Source organism: Mycobacterium sp. 236(2023), assembly GCF_029623955.1.
Lineage (GTDB): Bacteria > Actinomycetota > Actinomycetes > Mycobacteriales > Mycobacteriaceae > Mycobacterium.
This window is the reverse complement of sequence record NZ_JARSBP010000002.1, coordinates 494,297-511,634: the sequence shown is the minus strand read 5'-3', so window position 1 is coordinate 511,634 and position 17,338 is coordinate 494,297. Positions and strand designations below refer to the sequence as shown.

General features: G+C 67.7%; 19 protein-coding genes and 1 pseudogene. 7 read left to right on the top strand and 13 right to left on the bottom strand.

The genetic code is table 11. The features are described from left to right. Window positions 1–8 precede the first annotated feature (8 nt). Complete coding sequence (rpsJ, locus tag P9A17_RS04945) at window positions 9–314, bottom strand: 30S ribosomal protein S10 (RefSeq protein ID WP_003883485.1); 306 nt, start codon at window positions 312–314, stop codon at window positions 9–11. A 337-nt stretch (window positions 315–651) separates the two neighbouring features. Beyond that, window positions 652–2,196 (bottom strand): carboxylesterase family protein, encoded by a 1,545-nt coding sequence (locus P9A17_RS04940; RefSeq protein ID WP_278037475.1) that lies wholly within the window; start codon window positions 2,194–2,196, stop codon window positions 652–654. Window positions 2,197–2,322: 126 nt separating this feature from the next. On the opposite strand from P9A17_RS04940, the gene P9A17_RS04935 reads away from it, so the two are divergent. Continuing rightward, window positions 2,323–3,573: a cytochrome P450 gene (locus P9A17_RS04935; protein WP_278037474.1), complete on the top strand. Its 1,251-nt coding sequence runs from the start codon at window positions 2,323–2,325 to the stop codon at window positions 3,571–3,573. On the opposite strand, the gene P9A17_RS04930 is transcribed toward P9A17_RS04935, so the two are convergent. Continuing rightward, window positions 3,539–4,159, bottom strand: coding sequence for a TetR/AcrR family transcriptional regulator (locus P9A17_RS04930; protein ID WP_278037473.1), 621 nt, complete (start codon window positions 4,157–4,159; stop codon window positions 3,539–3,541). The genes P9A17_RS04935 and P9A17_RS04930 overlap by 35 nt on opposite strands. 89 nt (window positions 4,160–4,248) lie before the next feature. On the opposite strand from P9A17_RS04930, the gene P9A17_RS04925 reads away from it, so the two are divergent. Both P9A17_RS04925 and P9A17_RS04920 read left to right on the top strand, forming a co-directional pair. Then, window positions 4,249–5,817: an MFS transporter gene (locus P9A17_RS04925; protein ID WP_278037472.1), complete on the top strand. Its 1,569-nt coding sequence runs from the start codon at window positions 4,249–4,251 to the stop codon at window positions 5,815–5,817. Between the two features lie 2 nt (window positions 5,818–5,819). Next, window positions 5,820–6,479: an aspartate/glutamate racemase family protein gene (locus P9A17_RS04920; protein ID WP_278037471.1), complete on the top strand. Its 660-nt coding sequence runs from the start codon at window positions 5,820–5,822 to the stop codon at window positions 6,477–6,479. Here the strand turns inward: P9A17_RS04920 and mftG are convergent. The 7 genes from mftG to mftA form a co-directional block, all read right to left on the bottom strand. After that, window positions 6,463–7,872, bottom strand: coding sequence for a mycofactocin system GMC family oxidoreductase MftG (gene mftG, locus P9A17_RS04915; protein ID WP_278037470.1), 1,410 nt, complete (start codon window positions 7,870–7,872; stop codon window positions 6,463–6,465). The two genes, P9A17_RS04920 and mftG, sit on opposite strands and share 17 nt — an antisense overlap. Continuing rightward, window positions 7,872–9,284 (bottom strand): mycofactocin biosynthesis glycosyltransferase MftF, encoded by a 1,413-nt coding sequence (mftF, locus tag P9A17_RS04910; protein ID WP_278037469.1) that lies wholly within the window; start codon window positions 9,282–9,284, stop codon window positions 7,872–7,874. The genes mftG and mftF overlap by 1 nt, the downstream gene beginning before the upstream one ends. Then, window positions 9,281–10,024, bottom strand: a complete 744-nt coding sequence (gene mftE / locus P9A17_RS04905) for a mycofactocin biosynthesis peptidyl-dipeptidase MftE (protein ID WP_278037468.1) — start codon at window positions 10,022–10,024, stop codon at window positions 9,281–9,283. Before mftE ends, mftF begins: the two co-directional genes overlap by 4 nt. Before the next feature lie 112 nt (window positions 10,025–10,136). Then, window positions 10,137–11,321, bottom strand: coding sequence for a pre-mycofactocin synthase MftD (gene mftD / locus P9A17_RS04900; RefSeq protein ID WP_278037467.1), 1,185 nt, complete (start codon window positions 11,319–11,321; stop codon window positions 10,137–10,139). Window positions 11,322–11,323: 2 nt separating this feature from the next. Then, a complete protein-coding gene (mftC, locus tag P9A17_RS04895) occupies window positions 11,324–12,499 on the bottom strand; it encodes a mycofactocin radical SAM maturase (protein WP_278038609.1) in 1,176 nt (391 codons plus the stop codon). Window positions 12,500–12,501: 2 nt separating this feature from the next. Then, window positions 12,502–12,804: a mycofactocin biosynthesis chaperone MftB gene (gene mftB / locus P9A17_RS04890; protein WP_278037466.1), complete on the bottom strand. Its 303-nt coding sequence runs from the start codon at window positions 12,802–12,804 to the stop codon at window positions 12,502–12,504. 2 nt (window positions 12,805–12,806) lie between these two features. After that, complete coding sequence (gene mftA, locus P9A17_RS04885) at window positions 12,807–12,899, bottom strand: mycofactocin precursor MftA (protein ID WP_278037465.1); 93 nt, start codon at window positions 12,897–12,899, stop codon at window positions 12,807–12,809. Window positions 12,900–13,001: 102 nt separating this feature from the next. Between mftA and mftR the strand changes: the two genes are divergently transcribed. Genes mftR through P9A17_RS04870 form a run of 3 tightly spaced genes read left to right on the top strand, consistent with a single transcriptional unit; the run spans window position 13,002 to window position 15,422 of the window. Further along, window positions 13,002–13,619, top strand: coding sequence for a mycofactocin system transcriptional regulator (mftR, locus tag P9A17_RS04880; RefSeq protein ID WP_278037464.1), 618 nt, complete (start codon window positions 13,002–13,004; stop codon window positions 13,617–13,619). Window positions 13,620–13,635: 16 nt separating this feature from the next. Further along, on the top strand, window positions 13,636–14,151 hold the full coding sequence (locus tag P9A17_RS04875; RefSeq protein WP_278037463.1) for a sigma-70 family RNA polymerase sigma factor: 516 nt from the start codon (window positions 13,636–13,638) through the stop codon (window positions 14,149–14,151). Continuing rightward, window positions 14,148–15,422, top strand: coding sequence for a VOC family protein (locus tag P9A17_RS04870; RefSeq protein ID WP_278037462.1), 1,275 nt, complete (start codon window positions 14,148–14,150; stop codon window positions 15,420–15,422). The genes P9A17_RS04875 and P9A17_RS04870 overlap by 4 nt, the downstream gene beginning before the upstream one ends. On the opposite strand, the gene P9A17_RS04865 is transcribed toward P9A17_RS04870, so the two are convergent. Both P9A17_RS04865 and P9A17_RS04860 read right to left on the bottom strand, forming a co-directional pair. After that, window positions 15,404–15,535: a hypothetical protein gene (locus P9A17_RS04865; RefSeq protein WP_278037461.1), complete on the bottom strand. Its 132-nt coding sequence runs from the start codon at window positions 15,533–15,535 to the stop codon at window positions 15,404–15,406. The two genes, P9A17_RS04870 and P9A17_RS04865, sit on opposite strands and share 19 nt — an antisense overlap. Window positions 15,536–15,565: 30 nt before the next feature. Continuing rightward, window positions 15,566–15,643: pseudogene (locus P9A17_RS04860) on the bottom strand (hypothetical protein); the annotation flags it as partial. Between P9A17_RS04860 and P9A17_RS04855 the strand changes: the two are divergent. Further along, on the top strand, window positions 15,635–15,805 hold the full coding sequence (locus tag P9A17_RS04855) for a hypothetical protein (protein WP_278037460.1): 171 nt from the start codon (window positions 15,635–15,637) through the stop codon (window positions 15,803–15,805). The pseudogene P9A17_RS04860 and the gene P9A17_RS04855 sit on opposite strands and share 9 nt — an antisense overlap. On the opposite strand, the gene P9A17_RS04850 is transcribed toward P9A17_RS04855, so the two are convergent. Next, complete coding sequence (locus P9A17_RS04850; RefSeq protein WP_278037459.1) at window positions 15,802–17,304, bottom strand: HNH endonuclease signature motif containing protein; 1,503 nt, start codon at window positions 17,302–17,304, stop codon at window positions 15,802–15,804. The two genes, P9A17_RS04855 and P9A17_RS04850, sit on opposite strands and share 4 nt — an antisense overlap. Window positions 17,305–17,338: the final 34 nt, after the last annotated feature.

Below are 17,338 nucleotides of genomic sequence, written 5' to 3'. Positions count from 1 at the left end.
GGAATCTCCTACTGGATGTTGACGTCGACGCTGGCCGGCAGATCGATGCGCATGAGTGCGTCAACCGTCTTCGGCGTGGGGTCGAGAATGTCGATCAGCCGCTTGTGTGTACGCATCTCGAAGTGCTCCCGCGAGTCCTTGTACTTGTGCGGGGACCGGATGACGCAATACACGTTCTTCTCGGTCGGCAGCGGCACAGGGCCGACCACGCTGGCGCCCGTACGGGTGACCGTCTCGACGATCTTGCGCGCAGAGGCGTCAATCGCCTCATGGTCGTAGGCCTTGAGCCTGATGCGGATCTTTTGTCCCGCCACGCTTCTCCTACCTTCACTACTAACGGGCCCGATTCGAACTCGGGCCTGGCTGTGCCGCCGCTGTTTACCTGTCTGTGGTTCACCGGCCCCCGCGGTCGGGTGTGTCGCCCGCACGCACACTCATTCGCGGCAGATTTGTCGCGATCGAGGTGGGGACCGGATGCGCCCCGCTAGGGGCGCCGGTCGCATGCCCGAACCGGCCAAACCGGCTCAAGGCAACCCGAACAGTATGCCTGACGATCCCGCCTGCTCCAAATCCCTGGTGGAGGGGCTCGAGCGTGGGACCTGTGTACGCAAAACCGCCCTCAACCGTACATAACGCCCACGCTGGCGTCGGTTAGCGCAGTCCGTCCCAGAAATCGCAGTGATGCTCGCGGCCGAACTCGTCGACCATCCGGTCACCGTCCGGCTGCAGGGACAGGACACCGCCGCTCAGGTTCTTCCAGTCGCCGCCCGGTTCGCCCGTCTTCACGAACGAGGCCCAGTAGTCGATCATGCGGTCACCGAGCGCGAACTGCGCTTCGTCCGGTGGCGGTGCCCCGCCGACGTCGAAGAGGTAGCGCAGCTCGAGTGAATGACTCGCACCGACCGGGAACGGCAGCGTCCGCAGCGGCTCGGGTGCCGGGGCATCGCGGTCGTTGAACTCGTAGAAGTAGACGTCCTCATCACGAGAGAGGTCCCCGGCCCACCGTTGCGCCGGGCACGCCAGCACCCCGTCGGTGACGGTGGCCGCGTAGGCCAGCGCGACGTCCGGGTAGCCGGTCAACGGATAGCGCCCCTCCACCGCGGCGGCATCGGCGCCGTAGGTCTGCGCCAGCAGACGCGGATAGTTGCCGGCCGTGTAGTCACCGGCTCCCCGCAGTTTCTGCAGCGCGACGAACAGCGTCCACTCATCACGCGTCGTACCCATCAGCACCGGCACCCGCGCGGCCCGGGCCTCGGCGAATGCGGCGACAGGATCCGTCGGCAGCGCAGCCGTCCCGGTCACCGGCCCGCTGAGCTGGTCTTCGCCGATGTCGTAGTACCAGATCGGGGTGCGCAGCCGGTTGGCGGGAAGCGCCCGCAGGCACTCGCCCGCAGTCGCCGGATCGGGGCACCCTACCTGCGCGGCGTAGTCGAGGCTGCGCTGTTGCGCGACGGGCAGGCCGACCTGCGCCTGGCACAGGGAGCTCATCATGATCGCGGCGTCGAACAGTCCCTGCGATCCGGGCGCCACCAGGTGGTCGCACACCGACATCGCACCCGCGGACTCCCCCGCGATCGTCACCCTGGCGGGATCGCCGCCGAACGCGCCGATGTTGTCCCGAACCCAGCGCAGCGCCGCCTGCTGATCGGCCAGCCCGTAGTTTCCGACCGCACCGGGCGCCCCCAGCGCGGGATGGGCGAGGAAGCCGAGTGTCCCGAGCCGGTAGTTCACGGTGACGACGACGATGTCGCCACGAGAGACCAGCCGACGCGAGTCGTAGATCCCGCCGCTGCCTGCGACGAAGGAGCCGCCGTGGATCCACACCATCACCGGGCGGGGCTTGTCAGACTCGCCGGCCGGGGTCCACACGTTGAGGCTCAGGCAGTCCTCGTCGGTCTGCCTCCCGAGTTCGATGTCGCCGTTGAGGTCCTGCATGCAGCGCGGGCCGAAGGCAGTCGCGTCGCGCTCCCCCTGCCATGCCGGCGCCGGCTCCGGATCCTTCCATCGCAGCGGGCCGACAGGTGGTGCGGCATAAGGGATTCCGGCGAACAGACGATGATCCTCGGCGACAGTGCCGCGCACGGCGCCCGCCGCCGTCTGCACGACGGCCGGATCCGATGGCGCCGGCGGAGGTGCGGCGTCGTCGCGCGCGCTGGCACATCCGGCGACAAGCAGAAGCGCCATCAAGGCGGACATGAGGCGCACAACTCCCGAGCTTAACGGCGACGATCCCGCTGGCCCCTTTCGCAAAGTGGCGGCCGTCACATAGACTGGCGCGAGTTGACACCCGTCAAGTTTCCTGACAGCCCCGAAGGAGATGGCATGACCACACCCACCATGGATGAGCACGCCAAGGTGCTTGCCGACCCGACGGCGTATGCCGACGACGCGCGGCTGCACACAGCGTTGACGCATCTGCGGGCCAACGAGCCTGTCGCGTGGGTGGACCTCAAGCCGTACCGCCCCTTCTGGGCGATCACCAAGCACGCCGACATCATGGCGATCGAGCGGGCCAACGACCTGTTCCTGTCGGCGCCGCGCTCGCTGCTGGCCACCGCGCAGGCCGACGACTACATGAAGGAACAGCTCGACGCAGGCGTGGGCCTGCGCACGCTGATCCACATGGACGACCCCCACCACCGCAAGGTACGCGCCATCGGCGCCGACTGGTTCCGCCCGAAAGCCATGCGCGACTTGAAAGTTCGCGTCGACGAGCTTGCCAAGCGCTACGTCGACCGGATGCGCGACATCGGCCCCGAGTGTGACTTCGTCACCGACATCGCGGTGCAGTTCCCGCTGTACGTCATCATGTCCCTGCTCGGCCTGCCCGAAGAGGACTACGGCCGCATGCACTCACTGACGCAGGAAATGTTCGGCGGCGACGACGACGAGTACAAGCGCGGCGTCAGCCCCGAAGAGCAGATGGCGGTGCTGCTGGACTTCTTCACCTACTTCGCCCAGCTGACGGCGTCACGGCGGGAAACCCCCACCGATGACCTGGCCTCGGCGATCGCCAACGGCACCATCGACGGCGAACCGATGTCCGACATCGACACCGCCTCCTACTACGTCATCGTCGCCAGCGCCGGCCACGACACCACCAAGGACGCGATCTCCGGAGGGTTACACGCCCTCATCGAGAACCCGGGCGAACTGGACCGGCTGCGCAACAACATGGACCTGATGCCGACGGCGGTGGAAGAGATGATCCGCTGGACGACGCCCGTCAAGGAATTCATGCGCACCGCTGCCGAGGACACCACGGTCCGCGGCGTGCCGATCGCCAAGGGCGAGTCCGTCTACCTGGCCTACGTGTCGGGCAACCGCGACGAAGAGATCTTCGACGAGCCGTTCCGCTTCGACGTCGGCCGGGAACCCAACAAGCACTTGGCGTTCGGCTACGGCGTGCATTTCTGCCTCGGCGCCGCGCTGGCGCGTATGGAGATGAACAGCCTGTTCACCGAGCTGATCCCGAGGCTGGAATCCATCGAGCTCGCGGGCGAGGCCGAACTCGCGGCGACGACGTTCGTCGGCGGGCTCAAGCACCTGCCGGTTCGGTACTCGCTTCGCTGAACTTGAGGAATCCGTCGACGGCGGCGACCGCCACCGCGCGGTAGTCGAACTCGGTGAGCGTGCTGATGCGGCCGAACGCGAGGGGCCCGATCAGCAGGGCGAACGCCATCGTGCGGTCGACGGTCCCGAGTTCGGCGGCCCCCTGTGGACCGTCGAAGATGGCGTCGAACGGCGCGGAGTACTGCTCTGCGATCCGTTCCCTCAGCGAGCGCACGCCGTCAGTCCCCCCGCTGGGCACCTCTCCGATGTCGGGGCCCAATGACAGCCACGCCATCGCGGTGAGGGTCGTGGGCGCTTCGGCGATCGACCCGGCCCATTCCGCGACGACGGCGAGCAGACGGTCCCGCAGGCTGCCCTCGGCCGGCGGCATCGGCGGTGGCGGGATGAGGCTCATGAAGGCCGCAGCGACAAGGTCGTTCGAGCTCGGGAAGTGGCGGTAGAGGGTCGCGCGCGCCACGTTGGCTTTGCGCGTGACGGCGTCGATCGTCACCGCTCCCGGGCCGCCGGCACGCAGCAGCGCCGTTGCCGCGTCGAGCAGGCGGGCCCGTGACCGGGCCGGCCGCGGATCGCCACTTACGGCGGTCATGGTTTCCTCCACCTCCAGAGCGGGAACAGGACTGATGGTCTCCGTCCGAGACTGATAGTCTCAAAACTCCCAGCCGAGAGAGGAACGACGTGGTCGACACCCTCGCGCGCTCAGACCAGGATATCCACGGCGAAATGGCGACGTTGTCCCGGAAAGCGCGCATCTGGCTGCTCACCGTCGCCAGCCTCGACGTGCTGATCGTCATCTCGTCGATGGTGGCGCTGAACGCGGCGCTTCCCGACATCGCCGTGGAGACCTCGGCGACACAGACACAATTGACCTGGGTGGTCGACGGATACACCTTGGCGCTGGCGTGCCTGCTACTCCCCGCGGGGGCAATCGGCGACCGCTACGGCAGGCGCGGGGCGCTGCTCGCGGGCCTGGCCATCTTCGCGCTGGCGTCGCTGGCACCGGTGTGGTTCGCCAGCCCCACGCAGATCATCATCACCCGCGTGGTGGCGGGCGTCGGTGCCGCGCTCATCATGCCCGCCACTTTGTCGCTGTTAACCGCCGCCTTCCCGAAATCGGAGCGCAACAAGGCCGTTGGCATCTGGGCCGGTGCAGCAGGCTGCGCTGCGATCGTCGGCTTCCTCGGCACCGGCGTTCTGCTGCATTTCTTCGCGTGGCAGTCGATCTTCTACGCCTTTGCTGCGGCTGGCCTCCTGATGTTTGCGCTCACCTGCACGATCGGGTCGTCCAAGGACGAGACCGCAACGCCCATCGACTGGTTGGGCGGTGGGCTGATCGCCGCGGCGATCGCGGTGTTCGTGCTCGGCATCGTCGAGGCGCCCGTTCGGGGGTGGACCGACCCGGTGGTTGTGGGCTGTGTCGCGGGCGGGGTGGCCATCGCCGCGTTGTTCGCCGTGGTCCAGCTCCGACGCAGCCATCCCCTGCTCGACGTGCGCCTGTTCCGCAGGCCCGACTTCGCGACCGGCGCGGTCGGCATCACGTTCCTGTTCCTCGCCAACTTCGGCTTCTTCTTCGTCGAGATGCAGTTCATGCAACTCGTGCTGGGCTATACCGCGCTGCAGACCGCGTTCGCGCTGGCTCCGCTGGCACTGCCGGTACTGGTGTTCAGCGCGACGATGCACCTCTACCTGCCCAAGATCGGCCTGCGGACCGCGGTGAGCGTCGGCCTCCTCCTGATCGCCGCCGGCTTGTTCTGCATGCGGTACCTGGAGGCGGACGCGACGTTCTTGGATCTGGCCTGGCCGATGCTGATCGCCGCTTCCGGCATCGGACTCTGCACGGCGCCAACGACTTCGGCGATCATGAACGCCGTGCCCGACGAGAAGCAGGGCGTTGCGTCGGCGGTCAACGACGCCACGCGCGAGGTCGGCGCCGCCGTCGGTATCGCCGTCGCGGGATCCATCCTCGCCGCCGTTTATCACAGCTCGCTGGCACCCAAGCTCGACGCGTTCCCCGACCAGATCCGCCAGACCGCGACCGATTCACTGGCCCACGCGCTGGCCATGTCCGAGCAGATGGGACCCCAGGGCGCCCAACTCGCCACACTGGCGCAGACGGCGTTCCTGCACGCCGCCGATCAGGCGCTCCTCGTTCTGTCGGCGGTACTGGTCGCGGGCGCGGCGTTCGTCGCGGTCTGGTCACCGGGACGCGACGGCAAGCAGTGGAGGGTGTTGCGCCGTAACCTGTGAGGGTGCGGCTGCTGCTCGTCAACCCCAACACCACCGCGTCGATGACGGTGGCCATCGCCGCCAGCGCGTCGGGCATCGCACGCCCCGGGACGGTCGTCGAAGCGCTCAACCCCGTCGACGGGCCGCCCAGTATCGAGAACGATGCCGATGAAAAGCGCAGCGTTCCAGGACTTCTCGATATCCTGCGAACCGCACAGCAGCGCCCCGTCGATCAGCGACCCGACGCCTACGTGGTGGCCTGCTTCGGGGACCCCGGCCTCGTGGAGGCCCGCGCCCTGCTCGATGTGCCCGTGCTCGGGATCGCGCAGGCGGCCATGCACGCGGCGGCCCTGGCGGCGGGGAGCTTCTCGGTGGTGACGTCGATGTCGGCGACGATCGAGCGGGCCTGGCAACTGGCCAAGGACTACACCCCGAACCAGTGTATGGGGGTGTACGCCTGCGATATCCCGGTGCTGCGTATCGATTCCGACCCCACGACCATCGACCCGATCGGCGCATTGTGCCGCCGGGCGCTCGATCAGGACGACAGCAGGGCCATCGTGCTGGGCTGCGCCGCGATGGCACCGTATGCGCCCGAGCTGACGCGACGCCTCGGCGTGCCCGTGATCGACGGCGTCGTGGCGGCGACGGTGCTCGCCGAGGCCCTCACCGCCCTGCGCTGACGAACTCGGCGGCGCGGTGCCCCGCCATCACGATGGTCGCATGCGGCCCGCGACTGGGAATGTCCGGCAGGATCGAACCGTCCACGACCCACAGGTTCTCCATCCCGTAGACGCGGCACCGCTCGTCGACGACGACGCCCATCTTCGCGGTCCCGCACAGGTGCTGAGAGGTTGACCAAGAGGCCCCGACTTGCACTGTGGCACCGGCGAGTTCGTGCGCCAGTTGCATTCCGGCACGCAGCCGTTCGGTATCGGCGGAGGCGCTGTCGTAACGGTGCTCGATGACGGGGTCGACCGCAGGATCGGCCGACGCGATGGTCACCCGCCCCCGCGACTGCGGCCGCATCAGCGCCACCCCGATGTGCGGTTGGTCTGCCGGGTCGTCGTGATGCCCGTTCGTCATGGCCCCGAAGCCCGCGGTGTACGGCCGGATCTCGAGTCCGTCCGTCGTCAGCACCGCCTCCAGAGGCGGCACCCCGTGCGTGGGAGGCCACGTCACCGGCAGCACCCACTCCGGGTGGTCGATCGTATCGACGCCGACGGGCAGATCCAGGACGGTGGGAACGCCGGCGTCCCGCAGCACCGTCGAAGGTCCGACGCCGGACACCATCAGCAGCTGCGCCGACGCGATGGCCCCGGCGGACAGCACGACGCGTGCCGCGCTCAATGTCACCGGGCCGTCGGGTCCGACGCAGTCGACCCCGGCCACGCGCCCCTTCGCGAACCGCAGCCGAACGACCTTGGTGTCGGTCAGGACGGTCAGATTCGGGCGCCCCAGCGCCGGGTGCAGGAATGCCCCGCCCGGACCCACACGCGTGCCGCCCTCGATGTTCAGCGGCACGGCGCCGATGCCGGACGGCAGCGGGTGGCGCCGCGTCGAACCGTTGAGGTCGTCGATCCAACCGAACCCCGCGGCGCGGACCGATTCGACGAATGCCGCTGTGCAGCCGTCGAATTCGGCGACACGCCGCACGCTGATCGGACCGGCGGAGCCGTGCAGAGGACCGTCGAAGTCCCGATCGGTCTCGATCGCCCGGTAGTGCGGCAGGACGTCGTCCCACGTCCAGCCCGCCAGTCCCCATCCGTCGACGTCGGTGGGCAGGGCACGGCAGAAGTAGCCACCGTTGACCGCGCCCGAACCACCCACCACCGCACCGCGCAGGATCTGCACATCGCGCCTCGGCTCGTCGGTCAACACCGTCCGATACCGCCGGATCACCGAGCTCGCGACGCCGATCGGCAACCGCAGCCCGTCGCTGATCTGGCTGCCCACCCGCGGATCGGTGGGCCCGGGACCGGCCTCCACCACCGTGACGTGGCACCGCTCATCGGCGGAAAGCCGTTCTGCCAGCACCGAACCCGCGCTACCGGCCCCGAGGATCAGGACATCCACTAGGTCCGGATCTGCGGCTTGAGTGCGCCGGCGTGCCGCTCGCGCACGACACCGGTCCACAGACCGAGGCCGTAGGCGATGTCGTCGAGTCTCTTGAGCAGGACGTAGGTGAACAGCCCGACGCGTTTGGTGTCCTCGTCGGCGTTGCCGTTGCGGGTCGCCCAGTCGAACACGCCGTCGAGCACGGCGGCCACCACAACCACCCGCCTACAGCGTTTCGACAGCACCGCGGCGACGAGCGCGATCGGCCAATAGTGGCGACAGATCGCCGACGCCAGCTGCAACGCCGCAGACCACAGCCCGTGGGCGGCCACGACCGCCACCTCCATGGGTTCGGTCTGCACGCTCGACAGCGACTTGGCGATGCGGCGGCCGGTGATCGCGGCGACGGCCACCGAGGACAGGTACCCGATCCCGGAGCCGATCGCGACAAGCATCCAGACCACGAGCGTCCACCCTGAGATGACCAACGGTGCAGTCTTGCCGGGATGACGAATCGTCAGCGGGGCCGCCGAACCGCCGTAGAAAGATTTACGGGCGAACCACTTTCGCAGTTCGGTGCGGTGATCGTGGGCGACCAGGGCGATCGGCTCGTAACGCAGCCGCGCGCCCGCCTCGTTGAGGCGCCAGCACAAATCGACGTCCTCACCGGAGGCCAGCGACTCGTCGAACCCGCCGACGTCGAGGATCGCGACGCGCCGGCAGATGATCGCGGCGCTGGGCACGTAGGACACGGTGCCGAACGGGATCACCGGGGCTTCCCGCAGCCCCAGGTCGAGCGACGAGCGCACAGCCTCGTAGCGGGCGACGACGCTGTCGGACTGCTCGAGCGCGACGATCCGCGGAGCCACCAGCGCCACCGCCGGGTCGCAGAAGTGACCCAGCAGCGCTTCCAGCCACCCTTTACGCGGCACCACATCGGAGTCGAGGAACGCCACGTAGTCGGTGGCGCACAGCGCCAGACCGGCGTTGCGCGCCGCGGCAGGCCCCTTGCTCCTGGCATTCCGCACGATCCGCAGGTCGCAGTGCGCCGACGCGAAGTCCGCGTGCTGCACCGGCCGCGACGATCCGTCGTCGACGATGACGACCTTGAGACCGCGCAACGCCGCGACCAGCCTGGTCAATCCAGAAGAATTGTCCCGCACCGGGATAACGACGGTGACGTCGCGGTGCGACGGGCCGCTCAGTGGACGCGGGTGAGCGACGGTGGCGTCGAGCAGGGTGCGGGCCAACTGCGCACTGACCGCGTCGTGCACCTCGAGCCTGCCCCCGTTGAGCATCGTCTGGGCGGCGGGTGCCAGGCGGAGCAGCCGGGTCGGTGAGCCACCGAGCAGCGCCGCGCCCTCACCGAGGACGCGCACACGCCGGTCCACCTGGACGGCGAACCCGTCAGGGAGTCGCGGCCCCGTCATGTCAACATCCCCTCGCGATCAGGCGCCCAACGAGTGACGCGGATCGAACACGCGTCCACCATTTCGGCAAAGATCTTCCTCCCCTCGTCCGCCGTCGCTGTCGTGGGGTCCCCCAGGACTCCCAGCGAACTCACGGCCGCAACTCCCCCACGTCGCATCTCCGGCAGCAGTTCCGCCAGCGGAGCGCGGTTCCCCGGTACCAGCTCATCTTGCCTCACGGCGTCCGGCGAAATATGTAGCAATACGGATGTTTCGGTATGCCCGGCATGCGCATCGGCGTTGCTGGACACGCATGAGCACCATCCCGCGTCGCGGCCCTCGTACCTCAGCAGGGCCACCGCACGTCGCAGTGCCTCGACATTGCCGCCGTGGCCGTTGACGAACACCAGCCGCGACGCCCACCGGCAGGCGGATCGGGCGAATTCGGTGAGAAGTTCCGCCAGTGCCGGTGTGCCAATCGACACCGTCCCCGCAAAGCCCTCGTGCTCCCCGCTCGCGCCGTACGCGATGGCGGGGGCCGTCATCCAATGACCTTCAACCTGCGCCCGCAAGCGCGTGACGAGGGCCTCGGCGACCGCGGTGGCGATGCGGGTGTCGGTGTCCAACGGGAGATGGGGTCCGTGCTGCTCGGTGGAACCAACCGGGATGACCAATGCCGCAGACGTGTCATGGAGCTGTCTCGACGTTGAGTTCCCGAGCTCACGGGGGAAGACCACGCGACGATGGTAGGCCGAATTCACCTGGCGTGCGCCAAATGTTGGCGCATGCGTGGCATTTGATTTTCCGCGGTTTGCGGGCGCTTGCGACCTCGCGTTCACGCCTGCCCCCTGAGCCACGCCAGCCTCAGAGAAGTCAGGCTCCCAGGGTGCGGGTGAACCCCTCCGGGATCAGGATGTCCTCGCGCGTCAGCTCGTGGATCGATGATTTGCCCAGACCCCGCAGCGCCGAGTCGATGCCGCCGCTCATGATGTCGAGGACGTTCTCCACGCCGGCCTGTCCGTTGGCCGCAAGGCCCCACAGGTATGCCCGGCCGATCATGACCGCGCGAGCACCCAGGGCGACGGCTTTCACGACGTCGCTGCCGCGCCGGATTCCGCCGTCCAGCAAAACCTCGACCTGATCGCCGACCGCATCGGCGATCGCCGGCAGGCAACGGATCGCCGCAGGCGTCCCGTCGAGGTTGTTGCCGCCGTGATTGGACACGGTGATCGCCGAAACGCCCGCATCCACAGCCCTTTTGGCGTCGTCGACGCGGACCATGCCCTTGAGCAGGAACGGCCCGCCCCACTGCTCGCGCAGCCAGGCCACGTCTTCCCAGGTCGGCGGCGGAGTGCCCATCCATTCGCCGTAGGCCTCGAAGAAGGTGGGGCCCGGTTCACCGGCCCGGCCCTGGTTGGGAACTCGCAGGTCCGGCGGGCGCAGATGCTTCCCGAAACTCCACAGCCAGCGCGGCTTGGTGAGTACCTCGGGGCTCATCTTGATCATGGTCTTCAGATCCATCTGCTCCGGGATCTTCGGACTGCCCCAGTCGCGACCGTGGCTGAAACTCCAGTCGGTGGTCAGGATGAGACCCTTGGCGCCCGCGGCCCGCGCACGCTCCATCCGTGCGGCGATGGCATCGCGGCTGCCGAGCCAGTAGATCTGGAAGAAGATCTTGTCGTTGACCGCAGTGACTTCCTCCATGGGCTTGCTCGCGAACGACGACAAACCCATCGCGGTGCCGCGCGCGGCCGCCGCGCGGGCGACGGCCACCTCACCGTCGGGGTGCACCGCCTGCACACCCGTCGGCGAGATGATGACGGGCAGCGGAATGTCCTGTCCCATCACGGTTGTCGCCATCTCACGCTTTTCGGTGGCACCGATGACGTGCGGGGCGAAGCCGAGTTCGGCGAACGACTCGACGTTGTCGGAGACTGATACGCCCTTCTCGCTCGCCGAGATCAGCGACGAGTAGGCCGACTTCGGGAGGCGTTTCTTCGCCCGCTGCTGGGCAATGGCGACGGTTTCGAACCAGGTATCACGAGCCAGGAGGGGCATGGTCAGACTGGACTTTCGTTGCAGAATTTTTTCGGGGGGACGGTGAGGAGCTTCAGCGGGATCGGGCCCTTGCGGCCACCCGCGCGGGAGTGATCCACGCTGGACTTCGGCTTGTCACGTTCGAGCGCCAGGGCCGGCTCGCCGTATCCCTGGACGCATTCGGGATCGGGTCCGTCCATCGGCAGGCCTGTGAAGAACTTGGCGGCCATGCAGCCGCCGCGGCACGCGTCGTAGTGGTTGCACCCACTGCAGGCACCGGCCGATTGCGGCTCCCGCAGCTCACGGAACAGTTCGGAGTTCTGCCACACATCTTGAAAACCGTTGCTGGTCAGGATGTTTCCGGCGAGAAACTTGTCGTGGATGGCGAACGGGCAGGCGTACACGTCGCCGACGGGGTCGATCAGGCACACCACGCGTCCGGCGCCGCACAGGTTCAGGCCGGCCAGGGCGCCGGGCTCACCGAGGCCCGACAGGTGGAAGAACGAATCGCCGGTGAGCACGCGCTCACCGCGGGCCACCAGCCAGTCGTAGAGCTGGACCTGCTGCGCCGGGGTCGGATGCAGATCGTCCCAGACGTCGGCACCGCGGCCCGACGGCCGCAGGCGGGTGATGCGCAGTGTCGCGCCGTACGTGTCGGCGAGCGCCTTGAAGTCGTCGAGCTGGTCGATGTTGTGGCGGGTCACCACCACCGAGATCTTGGCGTCCTTGAAGCCCGCCTCTTTGAGGTTCTCCAGCGCGCGCACGGCCATCGCGAACGAACCGGGGCCGCGCACGGCGTCGTTGACCTCGGCGGTCGCGCCGTCCAGTGAGATCTGGACATCGACGTAATCGCTGGCGGCCAGTTTGGCGGCCACCTCTTTGTCGATGCGCACGCCGTTGGTGGAGAACTTGACGCCGACATGATGTTCGGTGGCGTAGTCGACGAGTTCCCAGAAATCGCTGCGCACCGTCGGTTCACCGCCACCGATGTTGACGTAGAACACCTGCATGCGCTCGAGCTCGTCGATGATCGCCTTGCACTGCTCGGTGGACAGCTCGCGCGGATCGCGCTTGCCCGACGACGAAAGGCAGTGCACGCACGACAGATTGCAGGCGTAGGTCAGCTCCCACGTCAGGCAGATGGGCGCGTCGAGACCGCGCTCGAACTGGTCGACGAGACGGGGCACCGGGGCTGCCAGTGTCATGCGTTCTCTCCTTCGGGGTCGGCGACGAGCATCTTCGATGCGACGAGCACGCCAAGGGCGTGGAGGTAGGGCGCCTGATCGACGTCGTCGATTCCTGCGGCGCGGCAAGCGGATCGAGCGTCGGGGTGATCGGACAGCGAGTTGATCACCTCGACGATCGTCCGGTTCTTCAAAAACGACAGCTTACGGGTTCCGAAGTGGTAGAGCAGCGCGCCGAAGGGCTCGGGCCGCACCGCCACCTGCGGGTGCAGACGCCACCGCAGGTTGGGGTCGAACGTCGTGTCCGTCGGCGCGCTCATGCTCAGTAGACCCCGCACATCCCGTCGATCGAGACCTCTTCGACGAGGCTCTCGGTCACCAGTTCTTCGGTTTCGGCCTGCGGATTCTGATCCATTGATGTCGCCTTTCTTCGGACTGGACCCCGGATAGGGTCTCGACATTTGTGACGTAGGTCGCTAACAATAAGGCACCGAGTGCCGAAACGGAAGAGGGGAATGTGACCGACGCCTCCAAGCCGCGCGTGGGCCGTCGTCGCTCGACCAGCTGGGAGCACATCAGCGACGTCGCGATCGATCTGTTCATGGCGCGCGGATTCGACGAGGTCAGCGTCGACGACGTGGCCGCGGCGGCCGGAATCGCCCGCAGGACCCTGTTCCGCTACTACCCCTCCAAGAGCGCCCTGCCGTGGGGCGACTTCGACGCCCATCTCGACCTGATGCGCGGGTTGTTGGCCGAACTGGACCCCTCCGTGCCGATCCGGGACGCCTTGCGCACCGCGCTGCTGGCGTTCAACGACTTCGACGACGCCGACCGGCACCGCCAGCGCATGCGCCTCATTCTGGAAACCGAAGCGCTGCAGGCTTATTCGATGACGATGTACGCCGGCTGGCGCGCCGTGGTGGCGACGTTCGTCGCGGGGCGGCTCGGCGTGGCCGAGTCTTCACTGGTCCCGCAGACCGTCGCGTGGACGATGCTGGCCGTGTCGCTGTCGGCCTACGAATACTGGCTGGCCGACGAGTCGGCGTCACTGGCCGTCTCGCTGGGCGACGCATTCGACCTACTCGCCTCAGGCCTCGCCGATATCGAAATTGGGGTGTCGGAGTTCGGTCGCTGACGGCGACGATAGAGATGTGACCACCGAATCGGAGGGCGACACCGCTCCCCGGGCGCTGCTCGCGCTGTACGACGAAGCCCTGCCCGCCGTCTACGGGTACTTCGTCCGGCGGTGCGCAGACCGGGGAACGGCCGAGGACCTCACGTCGGAAACCTTTCTGGCGGCGATGGACGCCGCCAGAAAGCCGACGCCGCCGGCGCTGTCCGTGCCGTGGCTGATCGGCGTGGCGCGGCACAAGCTTGCCGACCACTACCGGCGCCGCCACTCGGTACCCGTAGCCGACGTGCCGGAACCGGGCGACCCCATCGACGGGTGGGACGCCCACCTCGACCGGATCGTCGCCGAGCAGGTGCTGTATCGCCTGCCCGAGCAACACCGCACCGTGCTGGCGCTGCGCTACCTCGACGACTGCTCGGTGGGTGAGTGCGCCGAACTCATCGGCCGCACGGTGCACGCCACGGAGGCGCTGCTGGTGCGGGCGCGACGGGCATTCCGAGCCCACTACCCACAACCGGAAGGAGGACTGCCGTGACCGACCCCCTGGATGTACTGCGCGGCGACGACCTCCCCGTCGACCCCGACCCGGCGTTCGCGGCGCGCCTGCGCGCGCGGCTTGAGTCGGCCGCGAATCTCTTTGAACAGCAACCTGATCGAACACGAGGAGTGATCATGAGTGGCACCGATACGACTCTCGCCGAGCTGACTTCGCAGCCCGATGTCCAGCTTGGCGCCGCAGTCCCCTACCTGACCGTCGCCGACGCCCGCGCCGCCATCGACTGGTACGTGGACGTGCTGGGCGCGCGCGTTGTCGGCGACCCGGTCGAGATGGACGATGGCCGCATCGGCCACGCCGAACTCGCCGTCGCCGGAGGCGTGCTCTACCTGGCCGACGAGTATCCCGAGATCGGATTGAAAGCCCCTTCACCCCAGTCGGTTTCGGTGAGCCTGATGCTGACCGTCGACTCGACCGACCGGGTTCTCGAGCGTGCACGCGCGCAGGGTGCGCAGGTGCAGCGTGAGCCGTATGAGGACTACGGTTCGCGCAGCGCCGCGATCGTCGACCCGTTCGGGCATCGGTGGATGCTCACCGGCCCGATGACCGGCGCGGCGGTACCGATCCAGCACGGCGACGTCGGCTACGTCTCGGTGTGGACGCCGGATGCCGAACGGGCGGCGCAGTTCTACGGACACGTGCTCGGTTGGGTCTACGACCCAAAGACGCACATGGTGACCAACACCGGACAGCGCATCGGCATCTTCTCGATCGCCGGGAAGAACACGCTGTTCTGCTGCTACGCCGTCACCGACCTCGACGGGGCGCGCGAGAGCATCCTCGCCGGCGGCGGAACGGTCGACGAGGTCGTGGAATTCGATTTCGGATCGGTGATGGGGGCGACGGACTCGGCGGGCATGGAGTTCGCCGTGTACCGGCCTCTGCCTGGCGATCCGCGACCCTTGCTGAACGGAGGAGGCCCGGGCGAGCTGTCCTACATCACCTACCAGGTGCCGGATTCCGCGGCCTTTAAAGCGTTCTACAGCCGGCTGCTGTTCTGGACGTTCGAACCGGGCCACATCGGAGACGGCTGGCAGGTCGCTTCGACGCACCCGATGGCGGGGGCGGCAGGCGGCAGCGATGCACCGGTGACGGTGCCGATGTGGACGGTCGCCGACATCGAGCTCGCAGTCTCCCGCGTGCGCGAGGCCGGGGGCACCGTGATCGACGAGCCGTCACAACAGTCGTACGGGAAGTCCGCGCTGTGCACCGACGACCAGGGCACCCGGTTCTACCTCGGCGAGCACTGACCGAACGTCACGGTCAGGCTCTGCGGGCCGCGGATCGCGGGGGTGTCGCGCCAGGTCGGGTCGCCATCCAGGGTCGGCGCGCGCGCCAGGACGTGCTGGAGTGCGACGGTCATCTCGAGGCGGGCAAGTGCCGCGCCGAGACAGAAGTGGGCGCCGTAGCCGAACGTGATGGGTGCAGGGCCGCCGCGTTCCTGTCGGAAGTCGTTGGGCGCGTGGAAGATCGCCGGATCACGGTTGTCCTCGCCTCCCTGGGCATCAACAGCATCCTTGGAGCCCGTTTTGCGACAAGGCTTTTCCGCGAGTCCGAGGTGCGCATCAGCGACGAGGAATACCTCGGTGAGTGGACGGCGATACTTGCCGCCCGGGTGAAGGCCGAGCGCTAGAAAGGCGGTGGATCGTCGCCGTAATCGGGTGGCGGTTGCGGCCCGCGGGATTGTTGCTCGAAAGCGTTTTGCGCGGCATTGAATTCGCGCTCGGCTTGAATGCGCGCAGCCCTGTCGGCGGCCCGGGTGCGCTGCCGTTTCGGCATCTGATCGATCTTGTCCGGATCCGGCGGCGGCTCAGCCAGTGGCGGCAATGCCGCCGTCGTCGTGTCCCACGCGGGGAAGAACAGCCGACTGCCGGGCACGGTGGTGTAGGTCTTCCCCGCCGGTGTCGTCCAGATGACAGTGCCATCGGGCAACTGCCGATCGTGCCAGCCGTCAGGCCCGCCCCAGAAAGTCTTCATCAGATGATGGGTTCGACACTTGCAATGCATATTCGAGGCATGGGTTGGGCCGTAGGGGTGCGGGACGACGTGGTCGATGTCGCAACGTTCGGCAGGAACATCGCACCCCGGGAACCGGCAGAACAGGTCCCGGGCGCGGATGAATGCGGCCAGCTTGGCCGAGGGCTCGTAGTGCGGTTCCGGATCGGGGCCGGGCAACCACAACGGCTTGATCACCGCTCCCGAGCGGATGGCTTCCGCCAACGCCGCGATCGGCAGGACCTGCGACCCAGGCATGAGCGCCAGCCCCAAATCTTTCGAACAGGGCGCGGCGTTCTGCTGTTCGCGATCTTCGGCGGCGATCAACTGCTTCGCGGTGTCGACAGCAGCCTGATCGGCGATAACGCGAATCACCACAGGGGATTTCACGGGGCCGTTCGCGGCGCACTTTGCGGATCCGCACCGGCACGGCAGGTGGTCTTCGCCGCGACCGATCGCTCCCATCGCGTCAGACCGGCGCTCCCCCATCGGCCGCGGATCCGCGTCACACAGGCCGTTGACGAGTCTGGCGATACGCGCCTTGTATGCCGCGGCGTCGGGCGGCAGCAGTAGACCCCAGACGGATGTAGCCGCGTTGGGGTCGTCATGGGCTCCGATGTGTACATCGCGCTTCTTGAGTACTTCCTTGGCACGGCTCACCGCGTCGGGGTCGTGGCGCTCGATCTCAGCGTTGATCTTCTGGATCAGTTTCTCGTCGGACAGCGGCCCCCACTTCTCGGCCTTGGCGGCCAGTGCCGCATCGACGATGGCGATGATCTCATCGGTGACGAGGCGCGTGCGCCACGTGAGTTCGGCGATCAACCGACTGCTCAACCTGCCCTCCAGGTAGAGCGCGGCCACCTTGGGCAGCCGGTAACGCAGCGCCGTCGCGATGCACATCTGGGCCGAAGCGCGTTGCTGGCTGATCGACAACGAGGCGCCGACCTGGCACGCGGCGTTCTTCCACGAATCGAAGGCCCAGAGGCCGCGTTCGTCATCCCAATCGACGGTCTGCTCGACCAACTCGGCTATCGCGGCCAACTTGCGCGCACCGGCCCGGGCTTCCTCCTGCGCATCCTGCTCGATGGCGGCGATCAGGGCCGGCTCATCCAGCTCGGCGCGCATTCTGTCGAACATGTGTTCGATTCTACGTGCACCCACCGACAGGTCG

Coding starts and splice junctions, on each gene's coding strand:
- P9A17_RS04940 (WP_278037475.1), bottom strand. CDS start 2,196: ATGTCCGCCTTGATGGCGCTTCTGCTTGTCGCCGGATGTGCCAGCGCG.
- P9A17_RS04935 (WP_278037474.1), top strand. CDS start 2,323: ATGACCACACCCACCATGGATGAGCACGCCAAGGTGCTTGCCGACCCG.
- P9A17_RS04930 (WP_278037473.1), bottom strand. CDS start 4,159: ATGACCGCCGTAAGTGGCGATCCGCGGCCGGCCCGGTCACGGGCCCGC.
- mftF (WP_278037469.1), bottom strand. CDS start 9,284: ATGACGGGGCCGCGACTCCCTGACGGGTTCGCCGTCCAGGTGGACCGG.
- mftD (WP_278037467.1), bottom strand. CDS start 11,321: ATGCCCCTCCTGGCTCGTGATACCTGGTTCGAAACCGTCGCCATTGCC.
- mftB (WP_278037466.1), bottom strand. CDS start 12,804: ATGAGCGCGCCGACGGACACGACGTTCGACCCCAACCTGCGGTGGCGT.
- mftA (WP_278037465.1), bottom strand. CDS start 12,899: ATGGATCAGAATCCGCAGGCCGAAACCGAAGAACTGGTGACCGAGAGC.
- P9A17_RS04865 (WP_278037461.1), bottom strand. CDS start 15,535: ATGACCGTCGCACTCCAGCACGTCCTGGCGCGCGCGCCGACCCTGGAT.
- P9A17_RS04850 (WP_278037459.1), bottom strand. CDS start 17,304: ATGTTCGACAGAATGCGCGCCGAGCTGGATGAGCCGGCCCTGATCGCC.